This is a genomic window from Stenotrophomonas sp. RIT-551 (genome assembly GCF_026241915.1).
GTDB classification, from domain to species: domain Bacteria; phylum Pseudomonadota; class Gammaproteobacteria; order Xanthomonadales; family Xanthomonadaceae; genus Stenotrophomonas; species Stenotrophomonas bentonitica_A.
This window is the reverse complement of sequence record NZ_JAPJIU010000011.1, coordinates 1-18,975: the sequence shown is the minus strand read 5'-3', so window position 1 is coordinate 18,975 and position 18,975 is coordinate 1. Positions and strand designations below refer to the sequence as shown.

Here is an 18,975-nt window from a genome sequence, read left to right as displayed (position 1 = left end):
TGCACCTTACCGTGTCGGCAATGAATACCACCACCCGATGTGCCGCGCTGATCGCGGCATTGCTGATCGCGCCTGCCACGGTCTCCGCGCTTACCCTGGCCGAGGCGGAGCGCGTCATGGCGCAGCACAATCCCGACCTGCTGGCCGCTGCGATCGAACTGCGCGGCACGCAGGGCGATGCGCAGAGCGCCGCGCGCCGGCCCAGCCCCGAGCTGAGCGTGGGCACCTCCAAGATCAGCCGCCAGGAGGGGATCGGCCCGGGCCGTTGGAAGGACAAGCGCGTGGATTCCACGCTCGGCCTGGGCTGGACGTGGGAGCGCGGCGGCAAGCGGGGCTGGCGCATGCGCCAGGCCGATGCCCTGGTCGAGGCGGCCCAGCTGGGCCTGCTCGATGGCCGCCGCCAGCAGCAGGTGGCGCTGCGGGAAGCGTACTTCGGGTTGAAGGCCGCACAGGAACTGAGCCGCATCGCCGAGGAAGATCGCCGTGCCTCGGCCGAGAGCCTGTCCGCTGCCGACCGGCAGGTCGCCACCGGCGCCATGGCGCCGATCGAGCGCGCGCGGCTTGCGGTGGATGATCTGAAAGTGGCCGATGCCGCCCGCGAGGCCGCACTGGGCCTGCGCGAGGCACGGCATGTCCTTGCGCTGCTGCTGGGCAGCGATGCGGACGAGGCACTGCATGCCGACGACGAGTGGCCACGCCCGGCCTCGGCGGCAACCGCTGCGATGGCCACGCTGGACGAGCGCGTTGACCTGCGTGCGGCCGAGGCGCGGGTGATCGCCGCCAATGCCGCGCGAGCCCTGGCGCGCAGCGAGCGGCGGCGCGACGTGCAGTTCGGGATCGAAGCCGAGCGCGAGCCGGCCGACATCGGCGGCGTGACATGGGGACTGTCGATGAGTGTGCCGCTGGGCGGCGCCACGCGCTGGCGCGGCGAACAGCAACGGGCGGAGGCGGACTACGACGCCGCCGTGCTGGAACGGCAACAGCTGCGCCGCGAAGCCGCCGCTGAACTTGACCAGCTGCGGCACGCACTGGCGGCGGCCGCACAACGCCGCGCTGCGTACGAACAGCTTCAGGGACCCGCGGCGCGCAAGAGTCTGGAGGGCCTGGAACTGGCTTATCGCCGCGGTGCCGCCACGTTGACCGACCTGCTGGATGCGCGGCGCAGCTGGCGCGAATTCGAATCCGACCTGATCGATGCGCGCCTGGCGCATGCCTCCGCCCTGGCGCGCTGGAACGCGGCCATCTCCGTTTCCGAAGGACATACCCCATGACGTTTTCGCGCACAGCCGGCTCGGCCCGTCTGCTTTCCTTGATCGTCGCCACTGTGCTGGCGGGTGGCTGCGCGCGCGATGCGGGCCCCGAAGCAGCGGCGGCGCCCGCGGTGGACGGCGCAACGATCCACTTTGCCGCCGACAGCCCCCAACTGAGGGTGCTGCGCAGCGAGACCGTGACCGATGGGTCGGCGTCGGTGCTGCAGCTGCCGGCGCGCGTCACCTGGGATGACACCCGCTCAAGCATGCTGCGCTCGCCGCTGCCGGGGCAGATCGCACGCATCGAGGCGGCGCCGGGCGAGAAGATCAAGGCAGGCCAGGTCCTGGCGTGGGTGACCTCCCCCGAATTCGGGCAGGTGCAGGCGGAAGGTGCGCGAGGTGCGGCCGAGCTGCGGCAAGCGCGCAATGAACTGTCACGGGTACGTGAGCTGCATGAGGCCGGGGTTGCCTCCGGCCGCGAACTGGGCGAGGCCGAATCCGCGCTGGCCGCCAGCGAAGCCGAGCACGCGCGGCTGCAGGCACTGACCCGTGGCTTCGGCAGCCGCCGCGGCATCGACCAGCGCATGCCGCTGCGTTCGCCGATCGATGGGGTCCTGGTCGAGCGCCGGATGAGCCCCGGCATGAGCGTCTCCGCCGATGCCGAGGTGCCGCTGGCCGTGGTGAGCGATCCGGACCGGCTGTGGCTGATCATCGATGTTCCCGAAGCGCTGGCCGGCCGTCTCGCGCCGGGTCTGAAGGTACGTGTGGCGCCTGGTACCGGTGACCCCACACAGGGGGTGTTGGGCCACGTCGATGATTACATCGACACCGAGCGCCACGTGGTGCAGGCGCGTGCCGAACTGGACAACCGTGAGCGTCGCTTCAAGGCCGGGCAGTACGTGCGTGCCGAGATCACCGTGCCGATGGACGGTGGAGTGTCGGTGCCGGAAGGTGCGGTGCTGCTGCTCGGGCGCGAGCAGGTGGTGTTCGTGGACGAGGGCAACGGGCAGTTCGCACGACGCACCGTGCAGGCCGAGGAGTTGGGCCAGGGCCGCCTGTGGGTAGGGCAGGGGCTGCCCGCGGGGGCCCGCGTGGTGGTGGACGGCGGTCTGCTGCTGCAACAGGTGCTCGACCAGAACGTTGGCACTGCTGACCGATCTGCCGGCACTGCCGCGGCAGGCAGGGGCGCCCCATGATCGATCGCCTGATTGCGTACTGCCTGCGCCAGCCGCTGATGGTCATGCTGGCGCTGCTGATCTTCATCGGCGCCTCGTTCGCGGCATTCCGCGAGCTGCCCGTGGAAGCCTTCCCGGATGTCTCCGATACCCAGGTCACCGTGGTGACCCTGCATCCGGGGCGCGCGGCCGAAGAGGTCGAGCGTGAGGTCACCATGCCGCTGGAAGTGGCGCTGTCGGGCATTCCGCACTCGGTGCGCGTGTTTTCGCATACCCAGTTCGGGTTGTCGATGATCATCCTGACCTTCGACGATGGCGCGGATGACTACTTCGCGCGTGCCCAGGTGATGGAGCGACTGCAGGGCGTGGATCTGCCCGAGGGCGTGCAGCCGGAGATGGAGGCGATGAGCTCGGCGGTGGGCGAGATCTACCGCTACGTGCTGCACGCGCCGCACATGAGTTCCACCGAACTGCGCACCGTGCAGGAATGGGTGATGGAGCGGCGTCTACGCACGGTGCCGGGCGTGGCCGACGTGGTCAGCTTCGGGGGGTTCGCCAGGACGTTCCAGGTCGAACCGGACCTGGGCAGGCTGCGTGATCGCGGGATCAGCCTGGAGGCATTCGCCGAGGCGCTCGAACGTGGCAGCGCCAATGCCGGTGGCGGCTACGTGGAGCGCGGCCAGCAGCAGTACCTGATTCGCGGCGTCGGGCTGATGCGCTCGCCCGCCGATATCGGCACGGTGGTCGTGGCAGAGCGACAGGGTACGCCAGTGCTGGTACGCGACCTGGCCCGCATCGTCGACACCGGGCTGCCCCGGCAGGGCCTGGTCGGCCAGGACGACAACGATGATGCCGTGTTCGGCATGGTGCTGATGCGCAAGGGGGAGAACCCGTCGCTGGTGCTGGATGCGCTGCACGCGCGCGTGGCCGAGATAGAGGCCAACCACCTGCCCGAGGGCGTCACGCTGGAGCCGTTCTACGATCGCTCGTGGTTGGTGTCCACCACGCTGAAAACGGTGTTCCGCAACCTGGTGGAGGGCGCGGTACTGGTGTTCCTGGTGCTGTGGCTGTTCCTCTACAACGCCCGCGCGGCGCTGATCGTGGCGGCGATGATGCCGTTGGCGCTGCTGTCCACCTTCCTCGGCCTGCACTTGTGGGGCGTGCCGGCCAACCTGCTCTCGTTGGGCGCGATGGACTTCGGCATCATCATCGATGGTGCGGTGATCGTGACCGAGCACATCGTCTCCCGCATGTCGAAAATGCCGGCCGGCAGCACCCGGCGCGAGCGCATGGCCACCGTGCTGTCCGCGGCGTCGGAGGTCGGGCGGCCGACCTTCTTCTCGATGCTGATCATCATTGCCGCGCACATCCCGATCTTCACCCTGCAGCGGCAGGAAGGCCGGATGTTCGCACCGATGGCCTATTCGGTGACGTCGGCCCTGATCGGCGCGTTGATCCTGGCGCTCACCGTGGTGCCACTGCTGTGTTTCTGGTGGCTGCGCCGCGAGCGCCTGAAAGGCGAGAACCCGGTGATGAACCGGCTGGTCGGCTGGTACCGCCCCTGGCTGGAAGGCGCGATGGCGCGCCCCCGGGCGGTCGTGCTGGCCGCAGTGGCGATGCTCGTGGTGACACTGGCACTGGGCACGCGGCTGGGCTCGGAGTTCCTGCCCGAACTGGATGAAGGCTCGATCTGGCTGACCGCCACGCTGGACCCCAGCACCAGCCTGGCCGAGGCGCAGGCGCAGTCCCGACGCATCCGCGACCTGGTGCGGACGCTGCCGGAGGTCTCCACCGTGGTGGCCAAGCTCGGCCGCCCGGAGGATGGCTCCGATGCCAAGGGTGCCAACCAGATCGAAGCACTGGTGGCGCTGAAGCCCGACTCCGAGTGGACCCGGAAGATCGACAAACGCGAGCTGGTGGCGCAGATGCAGCGCCTCCTGGAAGAGCGCATTCCCGGCCCCGAATTCTCGATCTCGCAGCCGGTGCGCGACAACATCCTGGAGAGCATTTCCCAGATCAAAGGCCAGGTGGTGATCAAGGTCAGCGGCGAGAACCTGGAGGTGCTGACCGACCAGGCCCAGGCGATCCTGGCGCAGGTCAAGCACGTAGACGGCGTGGAGAGCGCCTTCATCGACCGCGACGGCAGCCTGCCGCAGCTGCGCATCGATATCGATCGCGACCGTGCGGCGCGCTACGGCCTGAACGTGCAGGACATCGATGCCGTGATCGAGACCGCCATCGGCGGCCGCGAGGTCGGCCAGCTGTGGGAAGGCGAGCGCCAGTTCCCGATCAGCCTGCGCCTGTCCGACGCCGACCGCGACCTGCAGCGCCTGCGCACCGTGCCGGTGGGCACGGCCTCCGGCCAGACCGTGACGCTGGGGGATGTGGCGGAGTTCACCATGGCCAGCGGCGCGATCAACATCTCGCGTGAGAACGCCCAGCGCGTCAAAGCCGTGAGCATCTTCATCGCCGGGCGCGACATGGGCAGCGTGGTGGCCGACATGCGCCGGCAGGTCGACACGACCATCGATCTGCCGGAGGGCTACCGGATCGACTGGTCCGGCGAGTTCGAGAACCAGCAGCGCGCCATGGCCCGCCTGGGTTGGGTCGTGCCGCTCTCGGTGCTGATCATCTTCGTGCTGCTGTTCGATGCCTTCAAGGACGTCACCAGTGCCGCCCTGATCCTGGCGAACGTACCGCTGGCGATGATCGGCGGCATCCTGGCGCTGTGGCTGACCGGTATTCCGCTGTCGGTCTCGGCGGCGATCGGCTTCATCGCCTTGTTCGGGCAAGCGGTGCTCAACGGCGTGATCATGCTGACCCGGTTCGGCCAGCTGCGCGAGCAGGGCATGGCGCTCTACGACGCCGTGGTGCAGGGGGCACTGCAGCGCCTGCGCACGGTGCTGATGACGGCACTGTTGGCGATGTTCGGCTTGTTGCCCATGGCCACTTCGCACGCGATCGGCGCCGAAACCCAGAAGCCACTCGCGGTGGTGGTGATTGGTGGACTGCTGTCGGCGATGCTGCTGACCCTGCTGGTGCTGCCGACGCTGTACTACTGGGTGCATCGCCGGCGTGAACAGCGGCGGGGTGGGGCAGCGATGGAGGTCGAGGCGGTGTAGGGGGCGCTGAGTGGCTGGGCAGTGTGGCGAGGCGCCATTGCCCGGCCGATGGCGCTGGAAGGGCGGCAATGTGGCGACGCCATCCGACGGGGCGCCGTGATCGTTCGCGCCATCACGCTCCCGGCGTCCCCGGCGGGAGCGTGTCGTCCCGCTGGTGCCAGGACGGGAGATCCAGTGCGTGGCGTTCGAGCATGGCCTGTATACATACACGCGCGTGGTCCCTCTCCGTGTTCGCGCATTGGTCGAGGATCTCGCCAGTCAGCTGCTCAAACTGCGGCCAGAACTGCGCCGGGTGGCGCACGCGCGCCACCCAGTGGTCCAGTTGGTCGGCCAGCGCATCAAGCTGCACCTGGATTTCGGCGCGCACGTTCATCCCGGGGGCGCGCCCAGGTCGAGCACGACGCGGTAGTAATGGCCGTCGTCGCGGAGCAGGACGGTTAGGTCCGGCTGCAGGACGCCATCCACTTGCAGGGTGGGTTCACCCTGCGCCGTGCGGGTCACCTCGAACTCATACAGGCTGCGGCCGAAGCGGTAGCTCAGTTCGAATGACGGCCAATGATCGGGCAGGCACGGCGCCAGCGACAGACGATCGCCTTCGCGACGAATGCCAAGCAGGGATTCCACCAGCAGGCGGTACATCCACCCGGCCGACCCGGTGTACCACGTCCAGCCGCCGCGCCCGACGTGCGGCGACACGGCGTATACATCGGCGGCCAATACGTAAGGTTCGACGCGGTAGGTCTGGACCGCCGCCGGGTCCAGCGTGTGGTTGAGGGGATTGATCATGCCGGCCAGCTCCCAGGCACGCACCGCATCTCCCTGCTGCGCGAATGCCATCGCCGCCCACACGGCCGCGTGGGTGTACTGACCGCCATTCTCGCGCACCCCCGGTACGTAACCCCGAATGTAACCGGGGTCTTCCGTGGTCTGGTCGAAGGGCGGATCGAGGAGCTGGATCAGCTTGGCGTCCTTGCGCACCAGATGCGTGTACAGCGAATCCAGCGCCTGCGAGGCACGCTCCGGCGCGGCGACGCCTGACAGCACCGACCAGCTCTGCGAGATGGAATCGATGCGGCACTCGTCGTTCTGTGACGAGCCCAAGGTGGCGCCGTTGTCGAACCAGGCGCGGCGATACCACGCCCCATCCCAGGCGTGGTGTTCCAGGTTCTGGCGCAGGCGGTCGGCCTGCTCCTGGCACCACTGCGCACGGGCGTCATCGCCGCGCGCGTTCGCCAGCACGATGAAGCGGCGCAGCGTGTCATGCAGGAAGAATCCCAGCCACACACTTTCACCGCCCTGCTGGTCGCCGACGCGGTTCATGCCGTCGTTCCAGTCGCCGGTACCCATCAACGGAAGGCCGCGCTCGCCCAGCAAGCGGCAGCCGCGCTCGAGCGCGACGATGCAGTGCGCATACAGTGTGCCGCGCTGCACCGATGGGGTAGGCATGTCGTAATACCCTTCCTCTTCCGGTGTCACCGCGCGCCCTTCGATGAAACCGACCACTTCGTCCAGCACGCTGGCGTCGCCGGTGACCTCCAGGTAGCGGCATGCGCCCTGGGGCAGCCAGAGGTAATCGTCGGAGCAGCGGGTACGCACGCCGCGACCTTGCGGGGGGTGCCACCAGTGCATCACATCGCCTTCGGCGAACTGGTGTGCCGCGCAAAGCAGCAGGTGCTCGCGGGTCAGGTCCGGGCGCGTGTGGATCAGGGCCAGCGCGTCCTGCAGCTGGTCGCGGAAGCCGAACGCGCCGCCCGACTGGTAGTACCCACTGCGCGCCAGGTAGCGGCAGCCCAGGGTCTGATACACGAGCCAGCCATTGGCCAGTGCGTCCAGCGCCGGGTCTGGCGTACGTACCTGCACCGTGGCCAGCACATTGCGCCAGTGGATGCGCACCGCGTCCAGTGCATCGATGGCCTCATGATTGCCCTGGCGGCTTCGTGCCAGCGCGAGCGTTTCCTCGCGGTCGCGCCCCGCGCCGAGGCGGAACGTCGTTTCACTGCGGTCGCCCGGTGCCAGTTCCAGTGGCACCTGGATCGCCGCGCAGGGATCCAGGCCCGCGCCGATCCGTCCATCCAGACGTTCGCGCCGCAGCGCCGCCGGTGCGTGCAGGCCGCCGTTGCGCCCGATGAACTCCAGGCGATCACAGGTCCAGCCGCAGCCTTCGGCATCGGTGTCGAAGAAGGCCATGCGGCCGCCGAAGTCGGTGTTGTAGGTGTTGCGCGCCAGCAGCGCGCCGCTCTGCGGGTCGCGTTCGGTGAGCACATGCATGCGTGATTTTGGACGCAGGTCACCCATGACCCACTCAACGTAGCCGATGGCCGACAGCCGCCGTGTCCTGCCCGACAGGTTGTGCAATCGCAGGACCGAGAACTTCAGTGGGGCGGTGACGTCGACGAATACCCACAACTCGCTGACGATGCCGTCCTCGATATGCTCATAGACCGTGTAGCCGAATCCATGGCGCGTACGGTACGCGCCGGTGCCCCGGCATGGGAGCGGCATCGGCGACCAGACGCGGCCGGTGTCCTCGTCGCGCACGTAGAAGGCTTCACCGCCGGTGTCGGACACCGGATCGTTGAGCCAGGGTGTCAGGCGGAATTCGTGTGCGTTCTCGAACCACGTGTAGCCCGGCGCGCTCTCGCTGACGACGGTGCCCAGGCGGGCGTTGGCGATCACGTTGGCCCAGGGCGCGGGCGTCGGGGCACCTTCGCGCACCACCACGACGTATTCGCGGCCGTCCTCGCTGAAGCTGCCGGTTCCGTTGTCGAATCGGCCGGTGCCGCGGTACGGAAGGAAGGGCCACGGGTCGTCCAGCTCTTCGTCGTGCCCGGCGCCGGGGGGCATGCCCGGTTCGGGCCCGAGGTCGGCAACCACGGGCAGCCCGGGCGTTGCCTCCATCGACAGTGTCAGCTCCTGCTGCTCCACCTGTGGCACCAGGGCCGGGATCCGGCGGACGGGCAGGGGCTGGCGCCCCACCTGGGCGGCCAGCGTACCGTCCTCGTCGCTGATCACCACCCGTGCCACTGCCTGCAACAGAACGCGGTCTTCGTGACTCATGTTCTGCACGGGCCGTACGAAGATGCCGCCAGGGCGATCAAGCAGGCCGGTCTCCGAGCTGGCGGCGACCATGCCCAGAATCTGGTCCTGCAGTTCCTGGCGATAGCCGGCCTTGCTGTCGTTCCAGATCACCAGGTCGGTGTTGAGCCCCTTCTGGCGCCAATAGGCATGGGCCTGCACCAGTTGCCTGACCAGTTCAACGTTCTCCGCGTCGGTGACCTTGAGCAGGACGATCGGCAGATCGCCCGAGATGGCATGCCCCCACAGACCGGATTGGCCTCGCTGGTTCTGCTGCAGGACGCTGGCACCTGCGCGCAGCAGCGCATTGGAATACAGCACGTGGCTGGCCAGGCGCTCGTACAGCGACGCCTCGGCCTGGCTCGCATTGATCTGCCGGCGCACCACCTGGCTGTGCGTCCAGGCCAGATCGAAGACGCGGTCGGCCAGCCGGCGATCACGGTATTTGTCTACGAGTGCCTCGCAACCGGCGCGGTCGGCGCCGATGCCATAGACCATGTCCAGCTGGACGGTCTGTTCGGGCTCAAGCACGACGCGGACGCGGATGGCCACGATCGGGTCGAGCACGGAGCCGTCCGTACCGGAGAGGTCGGTATCGATGGTCAAGGCCTGCGGCGTCCGCGGCGTGTTGCCACGACCCAGGAAGCGCGCACGGTCGGTTTCGTAGGAGATCGACACTACCTCTGCGTCATGCACCGCAACCAGATGGAACATCCACGGCGGCACTTCGTCGTACGAACGTGGGCGGCGCGTGCATAGCAGGGCCTGCTTGGCAGCCAGGATCTCGCTCTGGACGAAGAGATTGCTGAAGGCCGGGTGTGCGTCGTCGGAGGCTGCAGGTGCCAGCACCACCTCCGCGTAGGTGGTGATCTCCACCGTGCGCTGGCGACGGCTGCGGTTGGTCAGGCGCAGGCGCCTGAGTTCGATGTCGTCCTCGGCGGAGATGGCCACCTGCAGGTGGCTCTCGCAACCGCGGCGCGCACCGCGGAATTCGGCCTTGGCGTCAGAGAAGATCGCCTCGTAATTGTCCACCGGCACGCAGGTGGGCTGATAGGCGGCAGACCAGTACTCGCCGCTGTCCACGTCGCGCAGGTAGCAGAACGACCCCCAGGCATCGGTGGTGCCGTCTTCGCGCCAACGGGTGAGCGAGAGGTCGCCATGGCGGCTGTAGCCGCCGCCGGCATGGGTCAGCATGCCGTGGTAGCGCCCGTTGGAGAGCAGCTGCACCTCCGGGCGCGGGCCACCCGGGTCGCGCAGGACGCGCAGGGCCGTCTCGTGCTCGGCCATGGCCGAGTGCTCGCCCAGGGCTTCCACCTCATGGGGATGGAACACGCCGATGCGCGGTATGCGCTCCTGCAGCAGCAACAAGGTCGCCTGGAACTCGACATCGGCCACGAAGCGGCGCTGCATCGGCTGGTCGCGCAACAGGTAATCCAGCGAGAGCAGGCCCATGCCCTGGTGGTGGGCCATGAACGAACGCAGCAGAACGTGATCCTGCCCCGGTGGCACGCGGGCGGGGGTGTAGTCGACTGCTTCGTACATGCCAAAGCGCCCGGAGAAGCCCAGTTCTTCCATGGCCTGGAGGTTCTGGCACGCCGCCTCCGGCGCCACCATCAGCGCCATCATGCTGGCATAGGGCGCGATGACCCGATCCTGGCCCAGGCCGCGCTTGAGACCCAGCCCCGGCACGCCGAACGCGCGGTACTGGTAGTTCAGGCGTGCATCGACGGCGTTGTAGCCGGACTCGGACACGCCCCACGGCAGGTTCAACGTACGGCCGTAGACGATCTGCGCCTCCACCGCATGCCGCGCGGTCTGGTCGAGCAGCGTGTCCGGATAGCTGGGCATCACCAGTTGCGGCATGAGGTACTCGAACATCGAGCCACTCCATGACAGCAGCGTCGGGGTGCCGTTGACCTCGGTGAGCATCCGGCCGAGCGCGAACCAGCTCTCCTGCGCCAGCTGGCCCTGGGCGATGGCGACGAAGGCGCACAGACGCGCTTCGGAGGCCAGCAGGTCGTAGAAGCTGTTGTCGAGGCGGTGGTCGTCGACGTTGTACCCGATCGAGAGCAGGTTGCGGGTACGGTAGAACAGGAACCCGTATTCCATCAGCGAGAACTGCCCGGCGCGGTGCGCGAGGGCCTGCAGCTGCTCGATGCGTGCGCGCGCCTCCGCTCCGGCCGTGCCGGGCAGCTCGGCGAGCTGGCGCAGGCTGGGTACCGGCGCCTCGTCGGCTGCGTTGGCATCGGAAGGGATGCTGGCGAGCGATGCCCGGGCAGCATGGCATTCGGCGGCAAACAGCGCCGGCCAGTGCAGCTCACCCTGCTCGGGCGATGGCGGTGCCGGCCACTGTGCCAGTACGGCATCGGCCAGGCCGGCCAGCTCCTGCAACCGGGCGAGCAGCTGGGCCGTGCCACGTGGGCGGTCGGTACGCGTTGATGCCAGGCGCTGGCGAAGGTGGTTGAGTGCCTGGCCCACGTGCGCGTCGTCGGGACGATGGCGCTGGCGTTCTTCTTCCAGCACGCCCAGCGTATCGGCCAGGCCATCGAACGTGTGCGGCGCCAGCACCGGCGCGTCCACCAGCGCGAGCAGGCCCTGGCGCAGCGTCAGCAGGTGGCCGGCAAGGTTGCCGCTGTCCACGGTGGAGACGTAGCGCGGCGGCAGCGGCGCCAGGGTTTCGGTGTCATACCAGTTCAGGAAGTGGCCGCGGTGGCGCGGCAGCTTGTCCAGCGTATCGAACGTGAGGGCGGTACGTTCGGCGACCGCATCCTGCTGCAGCCAGCCGAAATCCCACGCCGACAGGTTGGCCAACAGGGACAGGCCGATGTTGGTCGGCGAGGTGCGCCGCGCCACCACCAGCGAGGGATGCTCCTGGATGTTGTCCGGCGGCAGCCAATGATCCTGCTCGCGTACCCAGGCCTGGAAGAAGGACCAGGTACGCCGGGCCAGCCGGCCCAGGAAGGCCCGCTGCGTCACGGAAAGCTCGGCCACGCTCGCGGCCGGCGGCCGGCCCAGCCATGCCATCAATGCCGGCGCGAAGGTCCACGCCAGCAGCAAGGGCAGGGCGACAGGCAGTGCCTGCGGATGCACGCTGGCCACGAGCCCCACCAGCACGAGCGCCAGCAGCGACCCCGGTGCCATCACCCGCCATTCCGCGCCGCGGTCGCCGCCGAGGCGGCGCTCGACTTCGCTGGAGGGGTTCCATTGCAGCAGGTGGCGGCGGGTGACGGCCATGCGCCAGAGCGTGCGCAGTATCGCGCCACCGGCCAGCAGCGCCTCGTAGGGCAGGCAGGCGATCTGGGTGGACGCGCGCAGCAACGACTGCAGCGTGCCACGGCCGACCATGATGTAGTGCGCCTCGAGCGGTGTGTCATCCGGAACGCTCAGGGCATCGCGCAGCATGCCGATCAGCGGCGGCGCGAACCACAGCGCGAGCACCCACGCCGTCCATGCCGCCGGGTTTTCGGCATACAGCCAGCCTGCGACCAGCAAGGCCAAGGCGGCGACCGGCACCAGGCTCCGGCGCAGATTGTCCAGCAACTTGCCGCGCGACAGCAGGCTCAGCCGGTTGCGTTCCCATGTGGAGCCCGGGCGCGGTGTCCACGGCAGCAACCACGGCAGCAGCTGCCAGTCGCCGCGGATCCAGCGCGCACGGCGCTTGGCGTCGGCGACGTAACGCTCGGGGTAATCCTCGTACAGACGCACATCGCTGACCAGGCCAGCGCGTGCATAGCACCCTTCCAGCAGGTCATGGCTGAGGATGCGGTTCTCGGGCAGGCGTCCCTCGAGCGCATGCTCGAAGGCTTCAACGTCATAGATGCCTTTGCCCACGAACGAGCCTTCGTCGAACAGGTCCTGATAGACGTCCGACACCATGCGCGTGTACGGATCGATGCCCGGCTCGCTGCCGAACATCCTGGCAAAGCGCGAGGTGCGGCGCGTGCCGAGGCTGGTGCCGACGCTGGGCTGCAGGATGCCGTAGCCCTCCACGACGCGTTGCAGCGCCGGATCGAAGCGCGGGCGGTTGAGCGGGTGCGCCAGCGTGGCGACAAACGCGCGTGCCGCATCCCGCGGCAGTTGGGTGTCCGCATCCAGGGTAATGACGTAGCGGACGCCGATCAGGGCCGCAACGTCACCGACGGTGCGCACGAACGCGGCCGCATCGCCATGGCGGAGCAGGGCATTGAGCGCGGCCAGCTTGCCGCGCTTGCGCTCGTGGCCCATCCACACCCCTTCGCCCGGATTCCAGTGCCGGGGGCGATGCAGCAGGTAGAAGCGATCGCCGCGTTCGGACGCGTAGCGGGCGTTCAATTCCTCGATCCGCTCGACTGCGTGCGCAACCAGAGTATGGTCCGTCGGCATCTCGGCTTCTGCGGCGTCGAGGAAGTCCGTCAGCAGCACAAAGCGCAGCTGGGGATCGCGGTTGGCCTGGAAGCGGACCTCCAGCGCTTCGACCAGCACGTCGATTCCATCGATGCTGGAGAGCATGGACGGAACCGCGACGACCGTGGCGCAGGCGGCCGGGATGCCTTCGCTGAAATCGAGCTTGGGCAGTGGCCTGGGCGTGACCAGCACTGTCGCGGTCCAGTTCACCAGGACGATGCCCAGCTCACTGAACACCAGCAGCCCGAGCAGCGCGGCCAGCCACACCGGCGCCGAGCCAACGCCGGTGGCCAGCAGGCCACCCGTGGCCAGTACTGCCAGCAGGATGATCGGCAGCAGGTACAGCGCAAGCGGTACGCGATGCGCCAGTTGCCGTGCCTTGCGGTGCCGCGGCGCTGCCAGAGCCACGGCGTCAACGGTGGCGGGCAGGCCTTCGCCGACCAGCCAGTAGCCTACGTGCGTGCGCGGCCCTTCAACCGGCGCAGCCGCCCGTGCCAGGTCCAGCGCAATCGTGGCAACGCGCTCTTCCGCGACACGGCTGCCGCGGGCGATCTTCTCCACGACGTGGCGGTAGGCGTCGCGGGTGCCGAAATCCATCTGCGCATAGACCCCCATGGGGTCTTCCCGCAGCCGCTGCTCGACCACACTCATCTCTTCGACGAACGTGCGCCAGTCCATGGTGGAGAGGAAGCGCAGGCTGCCGATGCTGTTGCCGATGGAGACCTGGTCGGCCGCCTGCTGCTGCCCCTCGGCGGCGACCAGTTCATCGATGCGCTGGCCAGCCGCGGCGGCCCACTGTTCCAGCCAGGCGACCGGCATCGCCCATGCGCCGCCGCGTCCCTGCAGCGAGCGGGTAAGCTCGGCGATGAACGCACCGGTCAACGGCGGCTCGGACCGCGCCATGTCGGCCACCACCAGGACCACCTCGGTCGGGGTGTCGGACGCCGCGCGATTGAGGTTCTCAGCCCATTGCGCCGCCAGGCTGCGGTCCGTGCCATCGCGCATCACCCGGGCGGCCATGCGCCGCAGATTCTCGAGCAGGGCCAGGCGCAGCATGATGGGGACGGCCCAGAGTTCGCCCAGGCTCAGGGGAGCAAGCGACTGGTAGGAAGCGATGAAACGGCCCAGGGTATCGGCATCGATGCGACCGTCGCCGTGTGCGATGGCCTGCATCGAGAGTTCATACACACGGGGCAGGCCGGCCGAGGGGCCGGCGACAAGTGAAGGCAACTGACGGCTGTAGCCGCGCGGCAGATGGCGTCGCGCGGTCTGGATCTGTTCTTCGATCAGGTAGTAGTTGTCGAGCAGCCATTCCCCGGCGGGGGTGACCGGCCGCTGTTCACGCACCACGCTGCTGAGCAGCGTGTTGGCGTCTTCCAGGACACGCTCGTTGGCCTGCAGGCGATCGAGCAGGCGCTCTGCGCCAGGCCGCATCCGCACCCGGTGCTGGCGCGCAAGGGCGCGGCCGTACACCTCCATCTGTTCAACGCTGTACAGCGCGGCGCGCAGGGGGCCCTCGGTGGCCTCGATGGCCGGCGCCGAGGCCTGGCGCTCACGCCAGCGCCAACGGACAAGACGACGCAGACGCAGCCAACGGCCAAAAAGACGACGAAGGTGGGGCATAGGTTACCGATGGGGGGCAGGTCGCGGCCCTCATAGTTGCATTGGGGGTGCCGTGGTAGCTGTGAAGGCCACGCTTCCCACAGGAGTCGGCAGCGCGGTGGGGTGACCGCCCAGGCGTCAACGCCGTCCTGACACGCATCGGCTATGCTCGCCCGCCATCGCGTGCAGGAACCCAGCGCATGCCCTCCGCCCAAAAGCGTACCCAATGTGCGCTGTGTCGTGACGCCGAGCCGCTGTCGTTCGCGTTCAGCTATGCGTTCCAGCCCATCGTCAATATGCGCACAAGGCAGGTCTTCGCCCATGAGGCCTTGGTGCGCGGCCCGGCAGGCGAGCCGGCCAACTCGGTGCTGTCCCGGGTGACCGCCGATAACTGTTACGTGTTCGACCAGGCCTGCCGTGCCAAGGCTATCGAGATCGCCGCCCGGTTGAAGATGCCCTCGCATCTGTCGATCAACTTCCTGCCCAACGCCATTTACCGGCCCGAACTGTGCATCCGCTCCACCCTGGAGGCTGCGCGACGACACGACTTTCCGGTCGAGCGGATCATCTTCGAAACCGTTGAAGGCGAGCAGATCAACGACGGCAAGTGGCTGGCCGAGATCCTCACCGAGTACAAACGGATCGGCTTCAAGACGGCCATCGATGATTTTGGCGCCGGCTTTGCCGGCCTGAACCTGCTGGCCGACTTCCAGCCCGACATGGTCAAGCTGGACATGGGCTTGATCCGCGGCATCGACCAGAGCGCCTCACGGCGCGCCATCGTTGCCGGTGTGGTGTCCATGTGTGCAGCGCTGGCAATTGACGTGATCGCCGAGGGGATAGAAACCGCTGACGAGGCGCGCTGCCTTTCCGATCTCGGCATCGAGCTGATGCAGGGATACTGGTTTGCTCGTCCGCGCTTTGAAGGGGTAGTGACCGAGGATGAGCTTCCCGGGGCGATTGCGGCCCCGATTGCCGGCTCTCATGGACGGCCTGCTGGATCGTGATGTGGGCGATTCGGTCAGCGGCCGTTTGGTGGGCCCGTGCCACAAGGCGGGCAGGGGACTGGCGACCGTACCGCGTCGCGGGATGACTACTTGTTGAGCTGCGGAATCTCTGCGAACGCCTGTCCAAGGGATTAGGGGGTCAGGCACATTGCCGATCAAGCCGGTCGCGGGACGGACGGGGCTGTCGGACGAACAGCCACTTCGTCGTGCCTTCCTTCGTCTGCTGGGAGTGGCGCCGGGCGACTACCGGGAGCGCTTCCGCGGCAGCGCTCCTGTCCAGGCACAATGGTCTGCCTGGCCATCACTCTGACGCGGGTTCTGCACAGTGTTCGCTCACCCTGGCACCGTCAATGAAGCTGTCGACAGCCGCTACAAAGCAACGTGGAGCCACCAATGCGAGCAGATGGGCGCCGCGGTCCACCGTGTGGAACGTGACAGGCCCCGACCCGGCCAGCGTGGCCGCGTGTTCTACGGCGCCGGCGTACGCAGTATTCGGGTCAAGGCTCCCCTGCATCACCAGAGTTCGCGGAAGGGTGCGCGGACTCTTTCCGAACCATGCATCACGTGGGTAGCGCGGAACACTTCCATTCACCAGCAGGCCGGGAATGGGGCTGACGAACAGCGCGTGCTTGGCCTCTTCATTGACAGTGGCCAGGCTCAGCTCCGGACGAGCGTTGTTCTCCGAGGCGGCTATGAGCATCACCAGCGGCAAGGCCGGTTGGTTGTTTCCACCCTGTCCCAGTTGCGCCAGCGCAATGTTCCAGTCTTTTGCCGTGGCAACCAGCGAGCGGTCGTCACCAGCGGAAAGATCCTGCACGATCCTCGGGATTCGATCGCGCAGCGAAGGGAAGCTCAGCAGCGCGGCGAAAAATCGACGCACATCGCCGCCCGGCACCTCTTTCTGCCAAGCAGCATCCTTCGCCGCCAGCAGCGTTCGATAGCGCTCGAGGCTACCTTCATCCATGCTCTCCCGGCCTACCTGGTCAACAAGCGCTGTGCGCCGGCTGAGATCGAACCTTTCAGTGGTTTCCGGCGGCACCAATCCGTCAAGAATGAGGCCATCCACCTGAAGGTCGTTGACCTGGAGCGCGCGCAGCGCCAGTTGGGTGCCGTAAGAAACGCCATACAGCAGCACCTGGCCGCCGCGATCCGCGTCTGACATCAGGACGCCAAGGTCCTGCGCGGCCTCGGTAATGGAGAAGGCCGACGTCCGCTGCAGGTTGGCGTACATAGTGCCGATGCAGGGTCCCCATTCCGTTCCTGCCAGCCCCCTGCCTTCCGGGCTTTCAGGTGATTCCTGGACGGGACAGATCCGCGAAGATCGGCCTGTGCCCCGGTGGTCGGGAATCACAAGATCGAATCCGGGAAACGCACGCTGGTAGGTCTGGATCAAGGGATACAGGGATGCCCCTGACTCACCAGGACCGCCGGAGAGCAGCCAGACTTCGCCTCGTCTGGCATGATCGGCGCTGGCCGGTATGCGCCGCAGAAACAACGATATGTGCTCGCCTGATGGGTCAGCATGGCGCAGTGGCACATCGACAGAGGCGCACTGCGATCCGCGTAAAGCGGGTGATGCGTCGTCCTCGCAGGCCTGCGCCTTCGGTGCAGACGCGTAGGCACCCAACGGTGCGACCAGAAGCAACACCGCCCACAGCGCACTGCGACACATCGGCCATCCTCTAGCGTGATTGAGCAGCTAGGATGATCCGGCTGCGGAGTCGAGACGAATGCCGGAAGTAATCCCAGGCTGCCGTCTTTGTCTGCTTGTGGCTGGAAGCGGATATGGCGTAACCAGGCCAGTCCAGGGTCGCCGAAAGGCGCGGGAAGAGAGTGCCCCGCGCGGAACTGTTCCAAATCAGGAAACCCTGATCACCCGCTTCCCGAAAGCGCCCAAGGAAACCAATCTGGGCGATCTTGCCCCCAGCCTTCGTGGGGAGCACGGACCGGTTGATGCCGTCACCGCCAGCCACGTCCAGCGTGAAGTCGACGCCTTGGTCCCTGTGAGCTTGAGGAGTTCGTCTTCCCAGTTGGGATGGGTGCGGTAGTTCACACCGGCCGCCGCTCTCAGCTTTTTCAAAAGCGGACACCACGGGCGACGACTCAGCGCCATTTCGTCGGCGATCCGGGAGATTCGTCGGCGGCTTCTGTGGCTTGGTCGCAAACCGGTTGCCACGCCCGCGCGCGGACGGCACCTTGCAGCGACGATCACGTCGACCTGGTGCCCTGCATGACCCCCGTTGCGCTGTATTCGCCCGATCCGGCCCGCGGCTGGCTGCCCTGGGCCTGGCTGACGCCGATCCTGATGATCCTGTTCAACGCGGTGCCGGTGATCGCGCTGGACGGGTGGATGCAGTCACAGCATTGGTCGACGCCGGGCGGCGATCCGATCGGTCTCGCTGGCTTGTATGCGCTGCTGTGGATCGGCTTCGCGCCGACGCTGGCGGCCGTGCTCGCCTGGGTACGCTTCGTTGAAGGGCGCTCGCTGGCGAGTATCGGACTGACCGGTCCGGCACCGCTGAAAACCTTCCTGCGCGGACTGGCCGTTGGATTCGGCACGATCGCGCTGGTCGTAGTCGCGATCTGGATGGCTGGCGGCATGCAGGCGGCGGGCTTGGGGCAGGCCTGGCGGTCGCCCGTCAGCCTGCTGCACATCGGTCTGCTGCTATTGAGTTTCACGTTCCAGGCGAGCGTGGAGGAAGTCATCTTCCGCGGCTGGATGCTATCCGTGGTGGCGCGCAAGACCAATGTCACGGTGGCAGTGCTGCTGTTGTCGCTCGTTTTCTGCTTCCTGCATTTCAGTCCGCACCAGCCACCCCGGGTCATGCTCGGCACGTTCCTGTTCTCGCTGTTTGCCTGCGCCTGGGCGCTGCGGACCGGCAATATCTGGGGCGTGATGGGCTGGCACGCGGGGTGGAACTGGTTGCTCGCCACCGGCTTCGAACTGCCCGTCACCGGCATCGATACGCACTTGCCGGCGCTGCTGGTGGCGCTGCGCCCGCAAGGCCTCGACACCCTGACCGGTGGCGCGCAAGGGCCGGAAGGCAGTTACCTGTGCAGCGTCTTCTTCGTCGCCGCGATCGCGTGGATCCAGTGGCGAAAGACGCGCGGAGCTCAGAACTTCTCGCCGACCAGCAGGTAACGCCACTGCCCGGGCGGTATCGCCGGAAGCAGCGGGTGCCCGCTTTGCATTTTGCTACTGGTGCGGATTCCGCTCCAGATATTCAGCGAACTAGAGGCAGCTTAGGTTCGGGATGCGAGTGCCACTACCGGCTGTACCCGAGACTGCCATTGCTGAAGTGTCAAAGGGTGATCTGGCTCCCTCGACAAAGCTCGACTAGGCCCACCTTCGGTTTACGTT

8 protein-coding genes are annotated in these 18,975 nt (G+C 67.5%); 5 read left to right on the top strand and 3 right to left on the bottom strand.

Going from position 1 to position 18,975, the window contains the following annotated elements; translation table 11 throughout:
• The first annotated feature begins 20 nt into the window (after positions 1–20).
• The 3 genes from ORK51_RS13380 to ORK51_RS13370 are packed head-to-tail and all read left to right on the top strand — an operon-like array spanning position 21 to position 5,547.
• Positions 21–1,271: a TolC family protein gene (locus ORK51_RS13380; protein WP_266085164.1), complete on the top strand. Its 1,251-nt coding sequence runs from the start codon at positions 21–23 to the stop codon at positions 1,269–1,271.
• Positions 1,268–2,446 (top strand): efflux RND transporter periplasmic adaptor subunit, encoded by a 1,179-nt coding sequence (locus ORK51_RS13375; protein WP_266085163.1) that lies wholly within the window; start codon positions 1,268–1,270, stop codon positions 2,444–2,446. The genes ORK51_RS13380 and ORK51_RS13375 overlap by 4 nt, the downstream gene beginning before the upstream one ends.
• The gene (locus ORK51_RS13370) at positions 2,443–5,547 is read left to right on the top strand and encodes an efflux RND transporter permease subunit (RefSeq protein ID WP_266085162.1); all 3,105 of its coding nucleotides are present in this window, start codon (positions 2,443–2,445) and stop codon (positions 5,545–5,547) included. Before ORK51_RS13375 ends, ORK51_RS13370 begins: the two co-directional genes overlap by 4 nt.
• Before the next feature lie 112 nt (positions 5,548–5,659).
• Here the strand turns inward: ORK51_RS13370 and ORK51_RS13365 are convergent, their stop codons facing one another.
• Positions 5,660–5,920, bottom strand: a complete 261-nt coding sequence (locus ORK51_RS13365) for a hypothetical protein (RefSeq protein WP_266085161.1) — start codon at positions 5,918–5,920, stop codon at positions 5,660–5,662.
• Positions 5,917–14,628: a glycoside hydrolase family 94 protein gene (locus tag ORK51_RS13360; protein ID WP_266085160.1), complete on the bottom strand. Its 8,712-nt coding sequence runs from the start codon at positions 14,626–14,628 to the stop codon at positions 5,917–5,919. Before ORK51_RS13360 ends, ORK51_RS13365 begins: the two co-directional genes overlap by 4 nt.
• A 179-nt stretch (positions 14,629–14,807) precedes the next feature.
• Here ORK51_RS13360 and ORK51_RS13355 point away from each other — a divergent pair, with 179 nt between their 5' ends.
• Entirely contained in the window at positions 14,808–15,614 is an 807-nt protein-coding gene (locus ORK51_RS13355) for an EAL domain-containing protein (protein WP_266085159.1), read from the top strand.
• 301 nt (positions 15,615–15,915) lie between these two features.
• On the opposite strand, the gene ORK51_RS13350 is transcribed toward ORK51_RS13355, so the two are convergent.
• Positions 15,916–17,286, bottom strand: a complete 1,371-nt coding sequence (locus ORK51_RS13350; protein WP_266085158.1) for an alpha/beta fold hydrolase — start codon at positions 17,284–17,286, stop codon at positions 15,916–15,918.
• Between the two features lie 558 nt (positions 17,287–17,844).
• Between ORK51_RS13350 and ORK51_RS13345 the strand changes: the two genes are divergently transcribed.
• The gene (locus ORK51_RS13345) at positions 17,845–18,756 is read left to right on the top strand and encodes a CPBP family intramembrane glutamic endopeptidase (protein WP_266085157.1); all 912 of its coding nucleotides are present in this window, start codon (positions 17,845–17,847) and stop codon (positions 18,754–18,756) included.
• Positions 18,757–18,975: the final 219 nt, after the last annotated feature.